Here is an 18,604-nt window from a genome sequence, read left to right as displayed (position 1 = left end):
CGCCGGTGCTTCGGGACCCCCGGCGGACACCTGACGATGACGGGCTCAGCGGGAACGCAGGCGCTCCACCATCGCCTCCAGTTCCCGGACCGCTTCGGCGGGCGTCGGCTGGGTGAGCCGCTCTTCCCGCAGCCGCGCCGCGCCTTCGCGGAACGCCGGCTCGTCCAGGAGCCGCACCAGGCTCTCCTTGATCCGCTTCCCGCTCAGTTCCGCGGGCGGGATGCTCAGACCGGCCCCGGCCTCCTCCATGCGCTCACCGCGCTCCTCGACGTCCGGAACGACACGGCCGACGAACAGCTGGGGCACCTCATGGGCGACCGAGTCCAGGAAGGCGGGGACCCCTCCGTGATGGATCACGGCCGAGCACGACGGGATGATGGTGTGCAGCGGCACGAACTCCACCAGGCGCGTGTTGTCGGGAACGCGCTTGAGTTCCTTCTGGAGTTGCTCGGGCAGGGTCACCACGAGCTCGATGTCGAGGTCGGCCAGGGAGTCCAGCATGTCCTGCAACTGCTCGATGGAGAAAGCCTGGTAGTCGCCGCTCTTCTCCTGACTCACTCCGAAGGTCGCGAGCACGCGGCGCTTGGCGGGGTCCCGGCGGATCCAGTCCGGCACGACGGAGGTCCCGTTGTACGGAACATAACGGACCGCGACGTGTGGCACGTTCGTCTCCAGGTGGAGCGAACCGAGCATGTGGTCGATGGTGAACTGTCCGGACACCATCTCCTCGGAGAAGGACTTTCCGTACTTCTCCGCCCAGCCGCCGAGCCAGTCCGCCATCGCGTCCTCGCGGACCTCCGGGGCCTGCTCCTCGCGCACCCGCACGAAGTTGCGCCGGAACCGTGCGTCCACATCGATCTCGGCGTGGATGCGCGCGTGGGCCGCACCGACCGCGGTGGCCGCGATCGAGCCCGCGTAGCTCAGCCAGTCCCAGACGACCAGGTCGGGCTTCCACCAGCGGCTGTACTCCACCAGGTCCTCGACCATCGAGTCGTTCATGCCCTTGAGGATCTCGGCGAGGTAGCGTGTCAGCCACCGCATCCGGTCCCAGGTGAGCATCTCCTCGCGGTTGTCGGCGAATTCGAAGAGGAGGTCGTCCCGCGGGCCGAGCTTCTCCAGGGTGTCGACGATCTCCTGGTGCTCTTCGGTGAAGGTCTCGGTCAGCTTCTGCAGGACGGGCACGTCGGAGCCCACCGGCACCGCCGTCAGGCCGGACTTGGTGATGACATCCGTCAGTTCCGGACCACTGGCGACACGCACCTCGTGCCCCGCCGTCTGCAGCGCCCAGGCCAGCGGCACGGTGGGCTGAAAGTGAGTCTGCCAAGGCCATGTCACGAACAAGACGCGCACAGTCAACTCCTCCATAGAATTCGTTACGTCGAACCGTCGCCGACCCGGCTTAAGCGGACCTTGAACTGTTCTTGACCCGCCTCGAACCGAACCGTGGGCCGTGGCACCGCTGTGATCCCCTCCCCTTCCCCCTCCTCCTTCGGCCTACGGCGCGAAAGACCGGGCCTAGATCGGCTTTAGCCGCGCGCGCCAGACTCGCCGCACCGGTTCGTGTGGAGCACTTACAGAGTGGGAGGGCCGGATGGCAGGGAGCTTTCAGCCTCAGTTCGCACAGGTTCAATGCGTCCAAGTCGACGCCATCGCCACCGCGCTCACTACGGGCACGGCTTACGACAAGGACAGTGCCCGCCCGTGAACCGAGTACTGACCGGCCAGTCGGTCCTCGTACTGGGTGCGACCGGCTACCTGGGCCAGCACATCTGCACGGCGTTCGCCGCGGCGGGCGCCCGGGTGATCCGGGTCAGCCGGGGCGCCCACCGTGACGGTGCGAACGGATCGGGCGGTGTGCCCCGGGACGTCGTGCCCGACACCGTGCACCTCGACCTCACGGCCGCCGGCTCCGCCGAACTCGTCCGCCTGTGCGTCGACTCCGGGGCGCAGGTCGTGGTGAACGCCGTGGGCGCGGTCTGGGAGGGCACCGAGAACGAGATGACCGAGCTCAACACCCGCCTGGTGGAGCGGCTGACGGACGCCGTCGCCACCTTGCCGCATCGGCCCCGTCTCATCCAGCTCGGCAGCACCCACGAGTACGGACCGGCCGGTCCTGACGACTTCATCGACGAGGACTGGCCGCCCGCACCGGCGACCGCCTACGGCCGCACCAAACTGGCAGGCACCCGCACCGTCGTCCGCGCCGTCCGGGAACGGGAGGTCAACGGACTCGTGCTGCGTGTCTCCGTCACGTGCGGACCGGGCGCCCCGCCGGGCAGCCTGCCCGGGACCGTGGCCGCCAACCTGGCGGCGGGGCACGACGTGCTGCGGCTCGCACCCCTGCTCGCCCATCGCGACGTGGTGGATGTGCGGGACGTGGCCGAGGCCGTCGTGGCGGCGGCCCGGATTCCGGCGGCCGCGATCGCCGACGCGGGGGCCGTCGTCAACATCGGGCGGGGCGAAACCGTTCCGATCCGCAAGCTCGTCGACCTGATGATCACGTGCAGTGGCCGCTCCGTCCTCGTACAGGAGGAACAGGCCGCACAGGCGAGCCGCTCGGACACCCTGTGGCAGCGCCTGGACATCTCACGGGCACGTCGACTGCTCGGCTGGGCACCGCGTCGCGTCCTGGCGGACTCCGTCCGCGATCTGCTCGCGACCGCGGGAGTGCCCGCCCCCGAGGTGCCACAAGGACCCAACTCCGCGACGGCCAACGGCCGAGGGAAGGACAGCAATGAGTGATCGGGCCGCGCACATCCTCGATGAGGTCCGCAAGCACCATCTGGACATCCAGGACGACCGGGCCTTCGTTCCCGGCGTCACGGAGATCTGGCCGTCCGGTGCGGTGCTCGACGAGAACGACCGGGCAGCTCTCGTCGAGGCCGCCCTGGACATGCGCATCGCGGCGGGCAAGTCGTCCCGCAAGTTCGAGTCGTCGTTCGCCCGCAGAATGAAGCGGCGCAAGGCGCATCTGACCAACTCCGGCTCCTCGGCGAACCTCCTGGCCATCACCGCCCTGACGTCTCCGCAGCTCGGGGACCGCAGGCTCAGGCCCGGCGATGAGGTGATCACGGTGGCGGCGGGCTTCCCCACCACCGTGAACCCGATCCTGCAGAACGGTCTCGTCCCCGTCTTCGTGGACATCGACCTGCACACGTACAACACCACGGCCGAACGCATCGAGAAGGCGATCGGTCCCCGCACCCGAGCCGTCATCCTCGCGCACGCCCTCGGCAATCCCTTCGAGGTCGCGGAGGTGGCACAGCTCGCCGAGGAACACGACCTCCTGCTGATCGAGGACTCCTGCGACGCCGTCGGCACCACTTACAACGGGCAGCTCGTCGGCACGTTCGGCGACCTCACCACCGTCAGCTTCTATCCGGCCCACCACCTCACCATGGGCGAGGGCGGCTGTGTGCTCACCTCGAACCTGGCACTGGCCCGGATCGTGGAGTCGCTGCGGGACTGGGGCCGGGACTGCTGGTGCGAACCGGGCGAGAACGACACCTGCCGCAAGCGGTTCGGCTACCAGATGGGGACGCTGCCGGCCGGCTACGACCACAAGTACATCTTCTCGCACGTGGGTTACAACCTGAAGGCGACCGACCTCCAGGCCGCGCTCGGTCTGGCCCAGTTGGAGAAACTCGACGACTTCTGCGCGGCGCGGCGGCGCAACTGGAGCCGGCTGCGGGAGGGCCTCGCGGATGTTCCGTGGCTCCTGCTGCCGGAGCCCACTCCGGGCAGCGACCCGAGCTGGTTCGGCTTCGTCATCACCGTCGACCCCGAGGCGCCCTTCCACCGCTCGGAACTCGTGCACTTCCTGGAGAGCCGGAAGATCGGCACGCGCAGGCTGTTCGCCGGGAACCTGACGCGCCACCCGGCTTACTCCGACCGCGAGTTCAGGGTCTCCGGCACGCTCACGAACAGCGACATCGTGACCGAGCACACCTTCTGGGTAGGCGTCTATCCCGGCCTCACCGACGAGATGCTCGACTACATCATCTCCTCCGTGTCCGACTTCGTGGGAAGCCACCGATGACCGCGACGGGGGACACGTCGCCGCGGCCGGCGCTCAGGGCCAGGCAGGATGCCACGCTGCCCGACCGCGTCGCACGGTCCGCTGCCGCGCTGACGGGCGAGTCCGCGGACGAGATCCGCGGTTGGCTCCACCAGCGCCGCAAGGAAGTCCGTTTCACGGTGGACCGCATCCCCTTCGACTCCCTCGACGGCTGGTCGTTCGCCCCGGGGACCGGAAATCTCGTGCACCGCAGCGGTCGCTTCTTCACCGTGGAGGGGCTGCGCGTCGGCGTCGGTGAGGAACCCGGTCGCGCCCAGTGGCATCAACCCATCATCGTCCAGCCCGAGGTCGGCATCCTGGGCATCCTGGCCCGGGAGTTCGACGGGACCCTGCACTTCCTGATGCAGGCCAAGATGGAGCCCGGCAACCCCGAGCTGCTGCAGCTGTCGCCCACGGTGCAGGCGACGTACAGCAATTACACCAAGGTCCACAAGGGCGCGGCCGTCCGTCATCTGGAGTACTTCACCGACCCGTCCCGGGGCCGCGTCCTGTCGGACGTGTTGCAGTCCGAGCACGGTTCCTGGTTCCACCGCAAGCGCAACCGCAACATGGTCGTCGAGGCGATCGGTCCGGTGCCGGAGCACGAGGACTTCCGCTGGCTCACCCTGGGCCAGATCCATGAACTCCTCGGCCACGACAACACGGTGAACATGGACGCCCGCTCGGCCCTGGCCGGCCTGTACGGCCCGAGCGCTTCCCATGCCCTGCACTCCGACACGGAGCTGCTCTCCTGGCTCTCCGCCGTGCGCTCCGTGACCCCGATCCGCGCGGAACGCGTCCCGCTGTCCGGCCTTCCCGGCTGGACGACCGGCACCCACACGGTCGACCACGAGGACGACCGGTACTTCCGTGTCGTGGCCGTGTCCGTGGAGGCGGGCAACCGCGAGGTCAGCCGCTGGACCCAGCCCCTGTTCGAACCCCGTGGACAAGGCATCGTCGCCTTCCTGACCCGCTCCGTCGAGGGCGTGCCGCATGTGCTCGTGCGCGCCTGCGCGGAGGGCGGCTTCCTGGACGCCGAGCTCGGCCCCACCGTCCAGTGCACGCCCGGCAACTACGCGCATCTGCCCGCCGAGGACAGACCGCGCTTCCTCGACCTGGTGACGGCGGCCGACCCGTCCCGGATCCGTTACTCGGCGCTGCACTCCGAGGAGGGCGGACGCTTCCTGGACGCGGTGAGCCGCTACCTCGTCGTGGAGGCCGACGAGAGCGAGGCGCCGCTCGACGCTCCGCCCGGATTCCGCTGGGTCTCGCGCGACCAGCTGGCCGCCCTCGTTCAGTACAGCCACTACGTCAGCGTCCAGGCACGGACGCTCCTGATCTGCCTGAACACGCTGAAGGCCTGAAGCCTGTCGCCGCGTGCACCACGCACTGTGGCCGGGCCCCGTGGACGGGGCCCGGCCACAGTGCGTGGTGCACGCGGCGAGTCGCGGCTACGGGATCTCGATCCGCATCGCCGCCCGCTCGACATCCCCGACGAGCTGAGCCTGGCGCAGGCTCGCCGCCGTCCGGTCGGCCGTGTCCTCCCCCTTGCGGACCGCCGCGGCGAAATACCGGACGACGTTGGAGAACTGGTCATCGGCGCGGAGCGTGATCTCCTCGTGGTGATCCTGCCGATCGATGCGCACCACCGGCTGGAACGTCGGCGACGGCGTGAACGGGCGGTCGAGCCGAAGCCGCCCGCGGGTCCCCGCGAACTCGCAGCTCGTCCGGTAGGAGTGCTCCATTCCGAAGAACAGGTCGGCTGTCACTCCGCCGGGCGTGCACGCGAGGATCCGACCGGACACCACAGCGCCGGTTCGGGCGCGGACCCGCAGCACGGCGTGGACCACCTCGATGTCGGATCCGAGGTGGTGGAGGGCCACGTGGAGCGGGTAGATGCCCATGTCCAGCAGGGCGCCACCGCCGACATCCGGCCGGTGGCGGATGTCGTTCTCGGGCAGCGGCGGAATCGTGAACACACTCGTGAAGTCCCGTACGTCACCGATGGCGCCGTCGGCGATCAGTTTTCCCACCCGGGCATGCTGTGCGTGATGCGGGAAGGCGACGTTCTCCAGGAGCACCAGCCCCAGCGAGTCGGCGAGCCGCAGCAGTTGTCCGGTGCTCTCCGCGTCCCCGGTCAGCGGCTTCTCGGCCAGGACGTGCTTTCCCGCGCGCAACGCCTTCCCGACCCACTTCGCATGCAGCATCGCCGGCAGCGGCAGGTAGACGGCGTCGATGTCGGGGGATGCGAGGAGCGCCTCGTACCCCGACACCGACGCACAGCCGAACGCGGCGGCGAAGCGGGCCGCCTTGTCCAGGTCCCGGCTGGCGACGGCGGCCACCTCGACGTCGGGCGCCGCGACCATGGCCGGGAGGGTACGGCGCCACGCGATGTCCGCGCAGCCCAGGACGCCGAAGCGCAGCGGGCGTGGTGGTGCCACAGATCCTCCTGAGGAACACTGGTTCGATGAGGTCAGCCCTGGTGGGTCCGAGTGGGCCGCTCGGTCATGTCGTGGCGCCGCGGCCGGGCGGTTCCCACCAGGCGCGGTTGTCCCGGTACCAGGCGACCGTCTCGGCGAGACCGGCTTCGAAGTCCCGCCGAGGACGGTAGCCGAGTTCGGTGCGGGCCTTGTTGTCGTCGACCGAGTAGCGCCGGTCGTGGCCCTTGCGGTCCTCCACGTGGCGCACCTGGTCCCAGCTGCTGCCGCACGCCTTGAGCAGCAGTCCGGTCAGTTCGAGGTTGGTCAGCTCGGTGCCGCCGCTGATGTTGTAGATCTCACCGGCGGTGCCGCCGGCGCGCACCAGGTCCACGCCGCGGCAGTGGTCCTCGACGTGCAGCCAGTCGCGTACGTTCTCGCCGTCGCCGTACAGCGGTACCTCGCCGGCGTCGAGCAGGCGCGTGACGAACAGCGGAATGACCTTCTCGGGGAACTGCCGGGGGCCGTAGTTGTTGCAGCAACGGGTGACCCGGACGTCCAGGCCGTGTGTGCGGTGGTAGGAGAGGGCGATGAGATCGGAGGATGCCTTGGACGCCGCATACGGTGAGTTGGGGCTCAGGATGTCCGTCTCGGTGAAGGAGCCGGTCGCGATGGATCCGTAGACCTCGTCGGTGGACACGTGCACGAAACGGTCGACGGCGTGGCGCAGCGCGGCGTCGAGGAGCGTCTGGGTTCCGCTCACGTTGGTGTGTACGAACGCGTCCGCGCCGGCGATGGAACGGTCCACATGGGATTCCGCGGCGAAGTGGACCACCTGGTCGGCCCGGGCCATGACCCGGTCGACGACCTCGGGGTCGCAGATGTCGCCCTGGACGAAGGTCAGCCGGGGGTCGGTGAGGTCGAGGTTGTCGAGCCGGCCGGCGTAGGTGAGCTTGTCGAGCACGGTGACGTGGGAGACGTCTGCCGCCGTCTCCACGCGGTCGGGCGCGAGCAGCATGCGTGCGTACTGGGACCCGATGAAACCGGCGGCGCCGGTGACCAGGAGATGCATCAGTCCTCCAGGAAGTTGGCGAATCCCGGGTTCAGGCGGTACTCGCGGGCGGTCGCCATGACGTACTGGCCGTAGGGCGACGTATCCATCGCGGCGCCGAGTTCGTAGCACTCCTCCGCACTGATGAAGTCCATGAGCATGGCGATCTCCTCGACACAGCCGATGCTCATTCCCTGGTGGTGCTGCATGTCCCGGACGAACCGGCCGGCGTCCAGCAGGGATTCGTGCGTCCCGGTGTCCAGCCAGGTGACGCCCCTGCCCAGCCAGACCAGGTCGGCGCGGCCCTCCGCCAGATACGACGTCAGGACGTCCGTGATCTCCAGTTCGCCGCGTGCGGAGGGCTGCAGGTTCCGCGCGATGTCGTTCACGGTGTGGTCGAAGAAGTAGAGCCCCGGAATCGCGAGGTTCGAGCGCGGGTGCTCCGGCTTCTCCTCGATGGAGATGAGCTGGCCCTTCGCGTCGATCTCGGCGACGCCGAAGTGCTGCGGCTCGGCGACCTGGTGGCCGAAGAGCACACAGCCTCGCAGGTCCCTTGCCGCCTTTCGCAGCATGGTGGGCAGCTTCGCGCCGTGGAAGAGGTTGTCGCCCAGGATGAGGGCGCACTCCTCGCCCTTGATGTGGTCGGCCCCGACCCGGAAGGCATCGGCGATGCCCCGCGGCTGTTCCTGGACCGCATAGTCGATGCGCATACCCAGTCTGTTGCCGTCTCCGAACAGCTTCCGGAACAGATCGATCTCTGTGGGGCGCGCGATGATGAGGACGTCGTCAATTCCCGCGAGCATGAGCATGGACAGCGGGTAATAGATCATGGGTTTGTCGTAGACCGGGGCGAGCTGTTTGGAGCCCACGAGGGTGAGGGGCTGCAGTCGTGTCCCGTTCCCGCCCGCCAGAACTACGCCCTTCACCGGATTGACACCGTACGAGAGGGGCATGCGGCCGTTCGGCGCACCGCCCGGAACATCGGGTGGACCACGTCTCCTCCAATTGTCACAGACCACTGGGATCAGCCAATCTTCGGCCGCCCGTCCAAAGCTGGTCTTGAGTGAGTCAAAACCGGATCACTTCCAGCGGAAAACAGCAGGATTTCGCAACTCTGTGCAACCGACCGGATACCGCCGTGCGGTACTCTCACCGACTGCCACCGAACGGTTTCACCCTGCACGGAGTTCGGCGGCAGACAGTCCCTGCACAGGTGTCCGTCCTTCACCAGGAATCGGTAAAGCGCACACATGTGGCACCCCCTTACCGGTAGGGGGCGCTCTCACTGCTCGGGCGGATCAGCGCTCGGCTACGGCGCCGTCGCCAATTCGCTCCGGACGCGTGCTCCGACGATGGAGTCGGCTATCTCACCGCTGCGCACCGCGATGTTCGAGAGCAGCGACGAGCTGAGTCCGTGCGTGTGCTCGGTGCCGCCCTGGAGATAGATGCCGCAGGGCAGCTCCGGTGTGGTGACGAGTCGGTAGTCGCGCTCCACCTGGTGCCGGCCCGCCGCATCACGCAGGCAGTACCGGTCGAGGTCGCCGAGGAGCCCGCTCGGCTCCATGGCGTCGTAGCCGCTCGCGAAGACGAGCGCGTCCACGTCGAGTTCCTGCGAACCGCTGTCGAGCAGCGACTCCATCGAGACGCGTGTCTCGTGGCCGACCCGCTTGACTTCGTCGACCCTGGTCAGGTTCAGGAAGTGAAGGCGCTTGACGCCGCTCACCTCCTCGTCGTACGCCCGTCGGTGCAGGTCCCTGATGACCTCGTCGTCGACCACGGAGTAGTTCGTGTTCTTGTGATAGTGCCAGAAGGCTTCGCGGGTACGGGCCGTGCCGAAGTAGTAGTCGTCGACGGCACCGGCGTCGAACACCTGGTTGGCGAAGGGAGTGTCGTCGGCGACGGAGTACCCGTAGGACGGGATGATCGCGGAGACCTGGGCATGCGGGAGGCTGTCGTACAGGAACCTGGTGATCTCGGCCGCGCTCTGGCCGGCGCCGACCACCGCCACCCTCCTCAGCTCGTCGGGGGCCATCCGCCGGAACCTCTCCAGGAACTCCGAGCTGTGCCACACGCGTTCATCGCGCTCCACGCCTTCCGGCAGCCTCGGCACGAGCCCTGTCGAGATGGCCACGTTGCGCGCGTTGACCAGCCGGGTGCCTGATCCGTCCCCGTTCTCCACTTCCACCTGTACGTACGGGGATGCCCCGGAAACGCCCTCCGGCGGCAGTCCGATCCGCGTGACCGACGCGTTGTACGAGACGCGGTCCGCGAGACTCGACTCCGCCCACTCGAGGTACTGATGGAATTGGTGCCGTGTCGGGAAGAACGTCTGGGTGTTGACGAATTTCGCCAGCCGACCGGTGGCGTGCAGATACGAGACGAAACTGAACCGGGAAACCGGGTTACGGAAGGTGGCCAGGTCCTTCAGGAAGGACACCTGCATCGTCGTCGACGGCAACAGCATGTTGCGGTGCCAGCCGAACGCGGGCTGGCGCTCGAAGAACGCGGCGGTGACCGGGTGCGCGGAGGAGTTGGCCCGGTGCTCCTCCAGAGCGATGGCGAGTGACAGGTTGGACGGGCCGAAGCCGATGCCGACCACGTCGTATATCTGTTGTGCACTGGTACCCATAGAATTTTTCTCCCGCTAGCCTCGCGCGACAGGGACTTCCACATCTTCGATGGGCAAATTGCGGTAGTCCAGGAAATCCCGACCGGAAATTCTATCTACTCGCGTCGAGATCATTTTTGATCAGGTCTCGAATGCCCGCGGAATATCGCGACCGGCGACCTGAAAGTCACCCGTTCAGTGTTGCACTGGAGACCATCGCGAGGCCAACATAGATGCCCGGGGAAAGCCATTGCAAGAGACCCCACCATAGTGCCTCTGAAGCACCGGCTGTCCTGGCGACAGGACAGGAATAGGCTTTGATGCCGTGCTCGCCGCACACAATCTGCCGGTAGTCTTCGGCGACTTGGATCCGCGTCATGACCACTAAACCAACGAGGGGTGTGATTTCCAAGTGTTCGTTCCCAGCCACTACCGCGAGCCGGACAGCTCGTGGATGGCCGATCTGATCCGCGAAAATCCGTTGGCACTTGCGGTGATCAACGGCAGCGCCGACGACGGGCCCTATGCCACGCATCTTCCTGTCATCCCCGATCCCCAAGCGGCCGACAAATGGCCGGACGACCTGACAGGGGCCACTCTGCTGGGACACATGAACAGAGCCAATCCTCATTGGCGGGCCCTGGAGACCGAAGACGTCATTCTGCTTTCTTTCACCGGACCGCATGCATATGTCTCGCCGGCGGTGTACGAGGTGACGCCGGCCGCGCCGACGTGGAACTTCACGTCGGTACACGTGCGCGGCGTGGTGGAGAAAATCGATTCCCTCGAGGAGACGCTCGACGTCGTACAGGCCACTGCGCTGACCTTCGAGGCACGGTTCGGGGACGGCTGGGACCAATCGGAGTCGGTCGACTACTTCCGCAAGATCGTCCCGGCCGTCGGCGCGTTCCGGGTGACGGTGACCGGGGCCGAGGGCATGTTCAAGCTCAGCCAGGAGCAGCCCACCGAGGTCCGCGACCGCGTGCAGAAGTCGTTCGGCGGGCGCGAGTGCACCCGGCACCGCGAGACCGCGGAGCTGATGAGCCGGCTGCCACACACAGGTCCCTGAGCTTCCCGCCCGCCCCAGACCCGGCAGAACCGCAGGACCCGGACTCCGAAGGGAGACGGGCCCCGCGGTTCTGCGTCACTCCGGCGCATCAGGCACTGACGCTGGCCTGCTCCTGCAGTTCTTCCAGGACCTGTCCAGCCGCGTGGTCGAGCGTGGCGAGAACCCACTGCTCGAGTTCGACCCCGGACTGCGTCGCCGCCTTGTGCCACCACTGAAGACGGTTGTCAGGTACGGCGAGCCGCCTTGTCAGATCGGCCTGCAGTGTCTCCCGCGCCTCTTCCCCGCGCGCGACGCGCATGGCCCGGCGCAACTGCTTGGTGCTCCAGCCCTGCTGCTCGGCCTGATCGAGCCACCGCTCCTGCTCCTCGACCGGCCGGGAAGCCAGCTCGGCGTGGTGTTGAAAACTCAGCGCGGCTCGTCGCCGGTCCATGGGGAACCGACGGGACACCCAGGCGTAATTCCGCAGCGTCTGGTACTGAAGGCCGGCCGCACGAACTCCTCGCTCGTACCGGTCGCTGTAGTGGTCCTTCCCGTACACCAGCCAGTCACCGAGCCACCAGGAGGTCGAGTTGACGATTCCGGAGAGCTGACGTCCCGCCGACTCCCAGTTCTCAAAGGTGAGTCCAGCAGGTAACTGCAGACCTACTTTCGTGGTGAGGACCTGAGCGGGTTGTCCGACTTCATTGACGCCACCGCCCTGCCTCGGGACGGATTCCGCTCTCTTTCGGAACAGCACAGACTTCGTTGCGTCGGTTTTCGACATGACGAATTATCCCCCGTTCACCTCGACTTGATTTCCGCAAGTACGCGGCTGTCGATGCGGTACTTCACGTTGACGAGCACCAGGCGTTGCGACCGCCTGAGCCGTCAGAGTCGAGTAAAACTCAAGGTAATGTCGATATCAAGCGCGTTGCTCTGACTGCACGTACTTGTTGAAGTTCGCAGTACGTACCCCCGCTGGGAACTCCCACACCAAAACAGGAAGATCGCGTTCCGTTCGGACGGAGCTAACGCGGCCCATACAATGAGAAATAACGCCGAATCGTTACGGCGCTCGACAACCTCAGCTATTCCGCAATTTCCCCATCCAGCCATCAAGCCACACCAAACGGACAGTCGGCTTCCGCAGCGCGGCCGAGCACGGCACGAGCGTCCCCGATAGGCCGCTTCACCGGACCGGAACGTCGATAACTCGCAAGTAGGGGGTGCGGTTCCGGTTCGGAGGTGGCAGGATTTCATCGGCTTCGGGGGCCGTCAGAGCCGGTAGTGCTTGACTGATACGCGCCCTCATGGCTTCAGGGATGAAGCACACCCGCCCGACGCGATGCATTTCAGCCAAGTCCTGCTCGTCGGTTGCGTCGCATCACGATTCGTGCTTCGACTCTGGTGACCGTGCACCGATCGGCCGTAAGGGGAATTGCACCATGACCAGGCTCGGCGCAGCCGCGAGTGAACAGCGGACCCTTGCCGACCTCGACTCAGACTTGGTCGCCTTTTCCGACGAAATCTTCAGCGGTATGAGACGGGCCGACCAACGAAGGTGGGCGCGGGCCTACTTGTCGGGACTGCTCATCACGCCGGGGAACAAGTCCGTGCGGCGCCTGGCCCTCTGCGTGTCCACCTCGCCCACTGCCGCCCAGTCGCTTCGCCAGTTCGTCTCCACCAGCCCATGGGACTGGGATTCGGTCATGCGCAACCTCACCCGCTGGGCCGAGGCGTGCAGACCCGCCTCCGCGTGGACGATCCAACGCGTGGTCATACCCAAGTCGGGTGAGCAGTCGGTCGGCGTGCACCGCTACTTCGACCCGATCTCTGAGCGCACCCTCAACTGCCAATTGGGAATTGGCGCGTTCGTCTCCATAGGATCGGTGCAGGTACCCGTCGAGTGGCGGCTGCATCTGCCCGCGATGTGGACGAAGGACGAGCAGCTGCGCCGGCGCGCACGCGTCCCGGAAGCGGTGGAGTACCGCCCGCTGGGAGCTCAGATGCTCGATCTCGTCGACACCTTGGCCGACCGCACGGTTTGCCCTTCCGTTCCTCTCGTGGCCGACATGAGCGGCACTCCCGACGCGGACCCGTTCGTGCGTGGGCTCAGCCGGCGAGAGCGCGATTTCGTCGTCACGCTGCCCCCGCATCTGAGGGTCCATCCCACCGGCGAGGGCGCTCCGCCCACCCGGGTGCTCCTCAGTGCCGCCGAGTGCGTGGCCTCCGCCTCCACCACCCACGACGTGGTGGTCACCTCGGAGGGCGGCCAGCAGCGGCGCGCACAGGTCCGGTCCGCGCTGATCCGCCTGCCCGGTGGCCGAACCGCCGGGCCCGATGTCCCCTTTCGCCTCCTGGCCGAAGTGACCCAGGACCACCGCTCCGGCCCCGTCTGGATCACCAACCTCACCGACCGGCCCCTCGACGAGGTCATGTCCCTGTCCACGCTGAGAACGAGTGTCACCACCTCCATCGGCATCATGAAGCGCGACTTCGGCCTCGGCGACTTCGAGGGCCGCTCCTTTCCCGGCTGGCACCGCCACATGGCCCTTGTCTCCTCCGCTTACGCGTACCGGCGCCTCGATGCTTCTTTCAGCCCTCCGCCGAGCAGTCCGCGGGATCCGTGCGCCGGTGTGCCCACCCCATGCGTGCTGCCCTGAACACCGGCGGGGGAACGCGGGTCCAGGGCAGCGGTACGGATGCCGGCGCGAGGACCGGAGCCGGGTGCGACGGTGACACGGCGCGCACAGCGGGGGGCGAGCCGAGCCGCAGGCGGTGTTCCGGCAGCTCGGCTACGAAGTGGAATTCCGGTACTTGCGCACGGCGAGGGTGCGGCAGACGACGATGATGACGACCGAGTAGATCAGCGAGGCGAGCACCGCGTTCTCCATCGGCCAGGCGTCCGACGTCCGGACACCCGGGTTGCCGAACAGCTCCCGGCCGGCCTGCACGGTGGCGCTGAAGGGGTTCCAGTCAGCCACGTGCCGCAGCCAGGGTGTCATCTGTCCGGGGTCCACGAAGGCGTTGGAGATGAACGTGACCGGAAGGATCCAGAGCATCGGCGCGGAGGACGCGGCTTCGGGGCTACGGACCGACACACCGATCAGCGCGCCGACCCAGGTGAACGCGTACCCGAGCAGAACGACCAGGCCGAAGGCCGCCAGCGCCTTGGGTACGCCTTCGTGGAAGCGCCAGCCGACCAGTGCCCCGACGATCGCCAGCACGATCACGGTGAACGTCATCAGCACCAGGTCGGCGAACGTCCGGCCGCTGAGCACCGCGCCGCGCGCCATCGGCAGCGACCGGAACCGGTCGATGAGTCCCTTGCTCATGTCGTGGGCGATGGCACCACTGGAGGTCACGGTGGCGAAGACGACGGTCTGGGCGAAGATGCCGACCATCAGGAACTCGCGATAGACGCTGGGGGCCGCGGTCCCGCCGACGCTCATGGACCCGCCGAACACGTACGAGAACATCACGACGAAGATGACCGGCTGGATCATCGTGAAGATGACGACCTCGGGGACCCGCGTCAGTCGGAGCAGGTTGGTCTTGGCGATGACGATCGAGTCACGGACGGACTGTCCGAAACCGTCCCTGGCGCGCGGCGGCGCGGGCACCGGGGCGGTCGGGGTGGTCGGGACGGTGGGGGTGGTCACTTCGCCATCTCCTTCGTGGTCAGGTCCTCGGTCCGGGCGTTCTCCCCCGCGTCGGCGGGCCCGGTCGCCTCGGCGACGTGACCGGTGAGCGCCATGAACACGTCGTCCAGAGTCGGGCGGCGCAATCCGATGTCGTCGATCGTGATGTCCAGCTCGTCCAGGCTGCGGATGATGTCGGCAAGCAGCCGGGCACCGCCGGTGATCGGCACGGTGAGCTTGCGCGTGTGCTCCTCGACCGTGACCTCACCGTGGCCGTGGGTCTCGAGGACCGCACTGGCGGCCCCGATGTCCTCCCGCCCGTGCACGACCACCTCGACCCGCTCGTGGCCACTCCGCGCCTTCAGCTGGTCGGCGGTGCCGCGGGCGATCACGAGTCCGTTGTTCACGACGCAGATGTCATGCGCGAGGTGGTCGGCCTCCTCCAGGTACTGCGTGGTCAGCAGCAGTGTCGTGCCGCCCTTGACCAGCTCCTGGATCACATCCCACAGCGCCTGCCGGTTGCGCGGGTCCAGCCCCGTGGTCGGTTCGTCCATGACCATCACGCTCGGCTGGACGATCAGTGCCGCGGCGAGGTCGAGCCTGCGCCGCATGCCGCCCGAGTACGTCTTGGCGGTGCGATCGGCGGCGTCGCCGAGGTCGAACCGCTCCAGGAGCACTCCGGCCCGGGCCTTCGCGTCACGCCTGCTGAGCTGGTAGAGCTGGCCCACCATCTGCAGATTCTCACGGCCGGTCAGGTAGTCGTCGACCGCGGCGAACTGCCCCGACAGGCCGATGTTTCGCCGCACATCGTTCGGATTCCTGACCACGTCGAACCCGGCCACCCTCGCGTGCCCGGCGTCGGGCTTCAGCAGGGTGGTCAGCATGCGAACGACCGTGGTCTTGCCGGCGCCGTTGGGGCCGAGCAGGCCGAGCACGGACCCACTGGGGACAGCTAGGTCGACGCCGTCCACGGCCCGCACGTCGCCAAAGTGCTTCACCAGGCCTTCGGCGTAGATGGCATCTGGCATGAAGGATCTCCCCAAGTACGAGTGGTTTCGGGCATGAGTGGTCGTCGGAATCGCTGACGCCCTTACCCGAAGGGCCGATTGAGCAGCGATGCGAGATTAGGGAAACGCGATACATCGCGTCAAGCCGCGAGAGGGCGGTTTCGGTCAGTTCCCCGTGCGACGTCCGGATCCCATCGTCTCCCCCGCGGTTCCCCGACGTCCCGGGCACGGAAAGCGTCGACCGGATCCTTCCGCCGGGCCGGGCCGGCCGCTCGCCTCACACGCTGCGTCGACCGGCCGCGGAAAGCGGTTCCTCACCGCGGTACGCGAGGGAGAAGGCCGCCAGGTCCCGCGAGATGGTCCGGGCCACCTCAGGCACCTGTGACTGGAGATAGAAGTGACCGCCGTCGAAGAACCTGGTCGTGCACTGCGCCGTCGTGTGTTCGCGCCACTTGAGGAATCCGTCGCGCGGCACGTCCGTGTCCTGCTCCCCGCAGTAACCGCTGATGGGGCAACCGACCTTGTCGCCCGGGAGTCCCTGGTACGTCTCCACTGCCTTGAAGTCGGCGCGCAGGGGCGGGATGACCGTCGCCAGAAGCTCCTTGTCGGCCAGCAGGGCCGGCGGTGTCCCCGCGAGCTCCACCATGCGCTTGGTGATGCCCTCGTCGTCCAGCCGGTGGAGGCCGCGGTCCTGGCGGACGGACGGCGCCGCACGGCCCGAGACGATCAGACCCGACAGGTCGCTGCCCGGTCGCCGTTCCATCCGCAGCGCGACCTCGTAAGCCAGGGCGGATCCCATGCTGTGCCCGAAAAGGGCTACCGGCCTGTCCCGCCAGGGTTCCAGAGCCTCGGTGGCGCGGTCCGCCATCTCCAGCAGATCCTCCAGAGGGGGTTCGTCCAGACGGTCCTGCCTGCCGGGATACTGCACGATCAGCACATCGGCCGTGGCGGACAGCGCCTCCGACAGGGAGAAGTAGGCCGACGCGGATCCTCCGGCGTGCGGAAAGCAGATCACCGTCAGACGACCGTCGTCTCGCGGTTCGTGGAACTGGCGTATCCAGCTGCTGCGCACGGCGTCGTGGCGGCGCATGCTCTTCATCGCTTCTTCCTCCGTGTTCCGGGGCACGATCGCGGAGGGCTCTGCGCGTATTACTCGCCGGCGCGCTCGGTAGGCTGCCGAAATCGCTAAAATATTGGCCTTCGGGAGAACCTTCCGGGTCGACAGAACGACCCGGAAGGTGCGCCTGAAATACGAACGACACAGCAATCACCCGATATATTCGACTGATTGTCCGGTGCCGACCGAATTTCCGACCGGCAAGCACTGACCGCACACGCTCCCGCATTTCCGGTTTCTGATTCCGGCTGCGCCCGAATATACCCTCCGACGGATGTCCGGTGAACCGGAAAGCGCTTTGTGCAGGATCAGCCGGACCAGTCGGCGGGGCCGTCCCGTCAACAGGACAACCGGACGGCCCGGCCACGTTCGGCCGGTGCCCGGAACACGCCTAGCCCCGCAGCTCGAGCGTGCAGCACTTGACGCTGCCGCCCGCCTTCAGGAGCTCGGTCAGGTCGGCCCCGACGGGGTGATAGCCGCGCTCGCGCAACTGCGCCGCGAGACCCACGGCCTGCTGCGGCAGTATCACGTTCCGACCGTCCGACAGGGCGTTCAGGCCGAAGGTGACCGCGTCGGCCCGGTCAGCCAGGATCGCGTCGGGGAAACGCTCGGCCAGAACCGACTGGCTCTCCGGGGAGAACGCCGCCCGGTTGTACATGATCTCCCCGTCCGCGAGCACCGACAACGCCGTGTCGAGGTGGTAGAACCGCGGATCGACCAGTGTCAAGGTCACCACGGGACGGCCGAAGAACTCGCTCACCTCGTCGTGCGACCGCAGGTCGGAGCGGAACCCGCTGCCGGCGAGGATCTCCCCACCCGCGAAGAGGAAGTCGCCTTCGCCCTCATTGACGTACTCGGCCTGCCGAACCTCCGACCAGCCGCCACGGCTGAACCACTCGAGGTAGGCGGCCGACTCGTCGACACGCTGGGAATGCCGGAAGCGGGCGACGAGCACCTTGTTGTCTATGACGATGGCACCGTTCGCGGCGAACACCATGTCGGGCAGTCCCGGCACCGGCTCTATGAGCTGCACCTCGTGGCCGAGTTCGACGAACGTGTCGTGCAGCTCCTCCCACTGGGCCAGCCCGACCTCTGCCGAGGTGGGCTTGCTCGGGTCCATCCACGGGTTGATCGAATACGTGACATCAAAGTGTGTGGGGCGACACATCAGATAACGCCGCGGCGATGCCGCACGAGCACTTTCCGTCGACCGTTCCATATTTATGTCTGCCACCTTGATCCCGTCTCGTCTGCGGAAAATTTTGGAACATTGAAGCAGAATCGGTAAGGAAGTGCGAGCACGATCGGGAATGGGCGCATCCATGCCGGGGTGAAAGTCCTGCACCTGTGGACGGGTTATGCGCGGGTGCCATGGCGATAAAGAAATGAGCGACTCGGCCGGTGGTCGCGCTCTGACCGGATTCCCTTTCGCCGACCGATCCTGCCGTCGCCCCTGGAGGTATCCGGTGTCGTGGCGGTGTCCGGTGTCGACCGCCTTGCCGCCACGGACGAAGGGAGGGCTGGGTGTCCATGCGGCTGAACACGAAGAAGGGCCCCTGCCCGCGGCGCGGAGCCGCGCTACCCGGCGTCTCGGCGCACGGCCTCAGGGCTGCTGGACCTGACCGAAGCCCTCGCAGGCGGCACTGTGCCGCTGCACG

At 67.2% G+C, this 18,604-nt stretch carries 15 protein-coding genes; 5 read left to right on the top strand and 10 right to left on the bottom strand.

Annotation, left to right across the window (positions count from 1 at the left end; genetic code table 11):
* Window positions 1-45: 45 nt before the first annotated feature.
* Window positions 46-1,365 (bottom strand): activator-dependent family glycosyltransferase, encoded by a 1,320-nt coding sequence (locus QFZ75_RS27225; RefSeq protein WP_307540956.1) that lies wholly within the window; start codon window positions 1,363-1,365, stop codon window positions 46-48.
* Between the two features lie 336 nt (window positions 1,366-1,701).
* Here QFZ75_RS27225 and QFZ75_RS27220 point away from each other — a divergent pair, with 336 nt between their 5' ends.
* The 3 genes from QFZ75_RS27220 to QFZ75_RS27210 are packed head-to-tail and all read left to right on the top strand — an operon-like array spanning window position 1,702 to window position 5,421.
* Window positions 1,702-2,742, top strand: coding sequence for an NAD(P)-dependent oxidoreductase (locus QFZ75_RS27220; protein ID WP_307540955.1), 1,041 nt, complete (start codon window positions 1,702-1,704; stop codon window positions 2,740-2,742).
* Complete coding sequence (gene rfbH, locus QFZ75_RS27215) at window positions 2,735-4,039, top strand: lipopolysaccharide biosynthesis protein RfbH (protein WP_307540954.1); 1,305 nt, start codon at window positions 2,735-2,737, stop codon at window positions 4,037-4,039. The genes QFZ75_RS27220 and rfbH overlap by 8 nt, the downstream gene beginning before the upstream one ends.
* Complete coding sequence (locus QFZ75_RS27210) at window positions 4,036-5,421, top strand: NDP-hexose 2,3-dehydratase family protein (RefSeq protein WP_307540953.1); 1,386 nt, start codon at window positions 4,036-4,038, stop codon at window positions 5,419-5,421. The genes rfbH and QFZ75_RS27210 overlap by 4 nt, the downstream gene beginning before the upstream one ends.
* An 87-nt stretch (window positions 5,422-5,508) precedes the next feature.
* Here QFZ75_RS27210 and QFZ75_RS27205 read toward each other — a convergent pair whose 3' ends face one another.
* The 4 genes from QFZ75_RS27205 to QFZ75_RS27190 form a co-directional block, all read right to left on the bottom strand.
* The gene (locus tag QFZ75_RS27205; RefSeq protein WP_307540951.1) at window positions 5,509-6,498 is read right to left on the bottom strand and encodes a Gfo/Idh/MocA family protein; all 990 of its coding nucleotides are present in this window, start codon (window positions 6,496-6,498) and stop codon (window positions 5,509-5,511) included.
* A 64-nt stretch (window positions 6,499-6,562) separates the two neighbouring features.
* Window positions 6,563-7,546, bottom strand: a complete 984-nt coding sequence (gene rfbB / locus QFZ75_RS27200) for a dTDP-glucose 4,6-dehydratase (protein WP_307540950.1) — start codon at window positions 7,544-7,546, stop codon at window positions 6,563-6,565.
* Window positions 7,546-8,451, bottom strand: a complete 906-nt coding sequence (rfbA, locus tag QFZ75_RS27195; protein ID WP_307540949.1) for a glucose-1-phosphate thymidylyltransferase RfbA — start codon at window positions 8,449-8,451, stop codon at window positions 7,546-7,548. Before rfbA ends, rfbB begins: the two co-directional genes overlap by 1 nt.
* A 383-nt stretch (window positions 8,452-8,834) precedes the next feature.
* Window positions 8,835-10,154, bottom strand: a complete 1,320-nt coding sequence (locus tag QFZ75_RS27190) for a lysine N(6)-hydroxylase/L-ornithine N(5)-oxygenase family protein (RefSeq protein ID WP_307540947.1) — start codon at window positions 10,152-10,154, stop codon at window positions 8,835-8,837.
* Between the two features lie 391 nt (window positions 10,155-10,545).
* On the opposite strand from QFZ75_RS27190, the gene QFZ75_RS27185 reads away from it, so the two are divergent.
* The gene (locus tag QFZ75_RS27185) at window positions 10,546-11,202 is read left to right on the top strand and encodes an FMN-binding negative transcriptional regulator (protein ID WP_307540946.1); all 657 of its coding nucleotides are present in this window, start codon (window positions 10,546-10,548) and stop codon (window positions 11,200-11,202) included.
* Window positions 11,203-11,290: 88 nt separating this feature from the next.
* On the opposite strand, the gene QFZ75_RS27180 is transcribed toward QFZ75_RS27185, so the two are convergent.
* Window positions 11,291-11,965, bottom strand: coding sequence for an LmbU family transcriptional regulator (locus QFZ75_RS27180; RefSeq protein ID WP_307540944.1), 675 nt, complete (start codon window positions 11,963-11,965; stop codon window positions 11,291-11,293).
* A 661-nt stretch (window positions 11,966-12,626) separates the two neighbouring features.
* On the opposite strand from QFZ75_RS27180, the gene QFZ75_RS27175 reads away from it, so the two are divergent.
* Window positions 12,627-13,844, top strand: coding sequence for a transposase (locus tag QFZ75_RS27175; RefSeq protein WP_307540942.1), 1,218 nt, complete (start codon window positions 12,627-12,629; stop codon window positions 13,842-13,844).
* A 132-nt stretch (window positions 13,845-13,976) separates the two neighbouring features.
* Here the strand turns inward: QFZ75_RS27175 and QFZ75_RS27170 are convergent, their stop codons facing one another.
* From QFZ75_RS27170 to ddaH, 4 genes are all read right to left on the bottom strand, one after another.
* Window positions 13,977-14,804 (bottom strand): ABC transporter permease, encoded by an 828-nt coding sequence (locus tag QFZ75_RS27170; RefSeq protein WP_307544816.1) that lies wholly within the window; start codon window positions 14,802-14,804, stop codon window positions 13,977-13,979.
* 35 nt (window positions 14,805-14,839) lie between these two features.
* Complete coding sequence (locus tag QFZ75_RS27165; protein ID WP_307540941.1) at window positions 14,840-15,850, bottom strand: ATP-binding cassette domain-containing protein; 1,011 nt, start codon at window positions 15,848-15,850, stop codon at window positions 14,840-14,842.
* Window positions 15,851-16,106: 256 nt separating this feature from the next.
* A complete protein-coding gene (locus tag QFZ75_RS27160; RefSeq protein WP_307540940.1) occupies window positions 16,107-16,928 on the bottom strand; it encodes a thioesterase II family protein in 822 nt (273 codons plus the stop codon).
* Between the two features lie 409 nt (window positions 16,929-17,337).
* Window positions 17,338-18,165: a dimethylargininase gene (gene ddaH / locus QFZ75_RS27155; RefSeq protein ID WP_307540939.1), complete on the bottom strand. Its 828-nt coding sequence runs from the start codon at window positions 18,163-18,165 to the stop codon at window positions 17,338-17,340.
* Window positions 18,166-18,604: the final 439 nt, after the last annotated feature.

The sequence above is a fragment of the Streptomyces sp. V3I8 genome, assembly GCF_030817535.1.
Classification (GTDB): Bacteria; Actinomycetota; Actinomycetes; order Streptomycetales; family Streptomycetaceae; genus Streptomyces.
The sequence above is the reverse complement of the archived record's forward strand: the minus strand, read 5'-3'. Positions and strand labels throughout refer to the sequence as shown.

Excerpts from the sequence above, each read along its gene's own strand:
- QFZ75_RS27225 (WP_307540956.1), bottom strand. The coding sequence starts at position 1,365 with ATGGAGGAGTTGACTGTGCGCGTCTTGTTCGTGACATGGCCTTGGCAG.
- rfbH (WP_307540954.1), top strand. The coding sequence starts at position 2,735 with ATGAGTGATCGGGCCGCGCACATCCTCGATGAGGTCCGCAAGCACCAT.
- QFZ75_RS27210 (WP_307540953.1), top strand. The coding sequence starts at position 4,036 with ATGACCGCGACGGGGGACACGTCGCCGCGGCCGGCGCTCAGGGCCAGG.
- rfbB (WP_307540950.1), bottom strand. The coding sequence starts at position 7,546 with ATGCATCTCCTGGTCACCGGCGCCGCCGGTTTCATCGGGTCCCAGTAC.
- QFZ75_RS27190 (WP_307540947.1), bottom strand. The coding sequence starts at position 10,154 with ATGGGTACCAGTGCACAACAGATATACGACGTGGTCGGCATCGGCTTC.
- QFZ75_RS27180 (WP_307540944.1), bottom strand. The coding sequence starts at position 11,965 with ATGTCGAAAACCGACGCAACGAAGTCTGTGCTGTTCCGAAAGAGAGCG.
- QFZ75_RS27175 (WP_307540942.1), top strand. The coding sequence starts at position 12,627 with ATGACCAGGCTCGGCGCAGCCGCGAGTGAACAGCGGACCCTTGCCGAC.
- QFZ75_RS27165 (WP_307540941.1), bottom strand. The coding sequence starts at position 15,850 with ATGCCAGATGCCATCTACGCCGAAGGCCTGGTGAAGCACTTTGGCGAC.
- QFZ75_RS27160 (WP_307540940.1), bottom strand. The coding sequence starts at position 16,928 with ATGAAGAGCATGCGCCGCCACGACGCCGTGCGCAGCAGCTGGATACGC.
- ddaH (WP_307540939.1), bottom strand. The coding sequence starts at position 18,165 with ATGGAACGGTCGACGGAAAGTGCTCGTGCGGCATCGCCGCGGCGTTAT.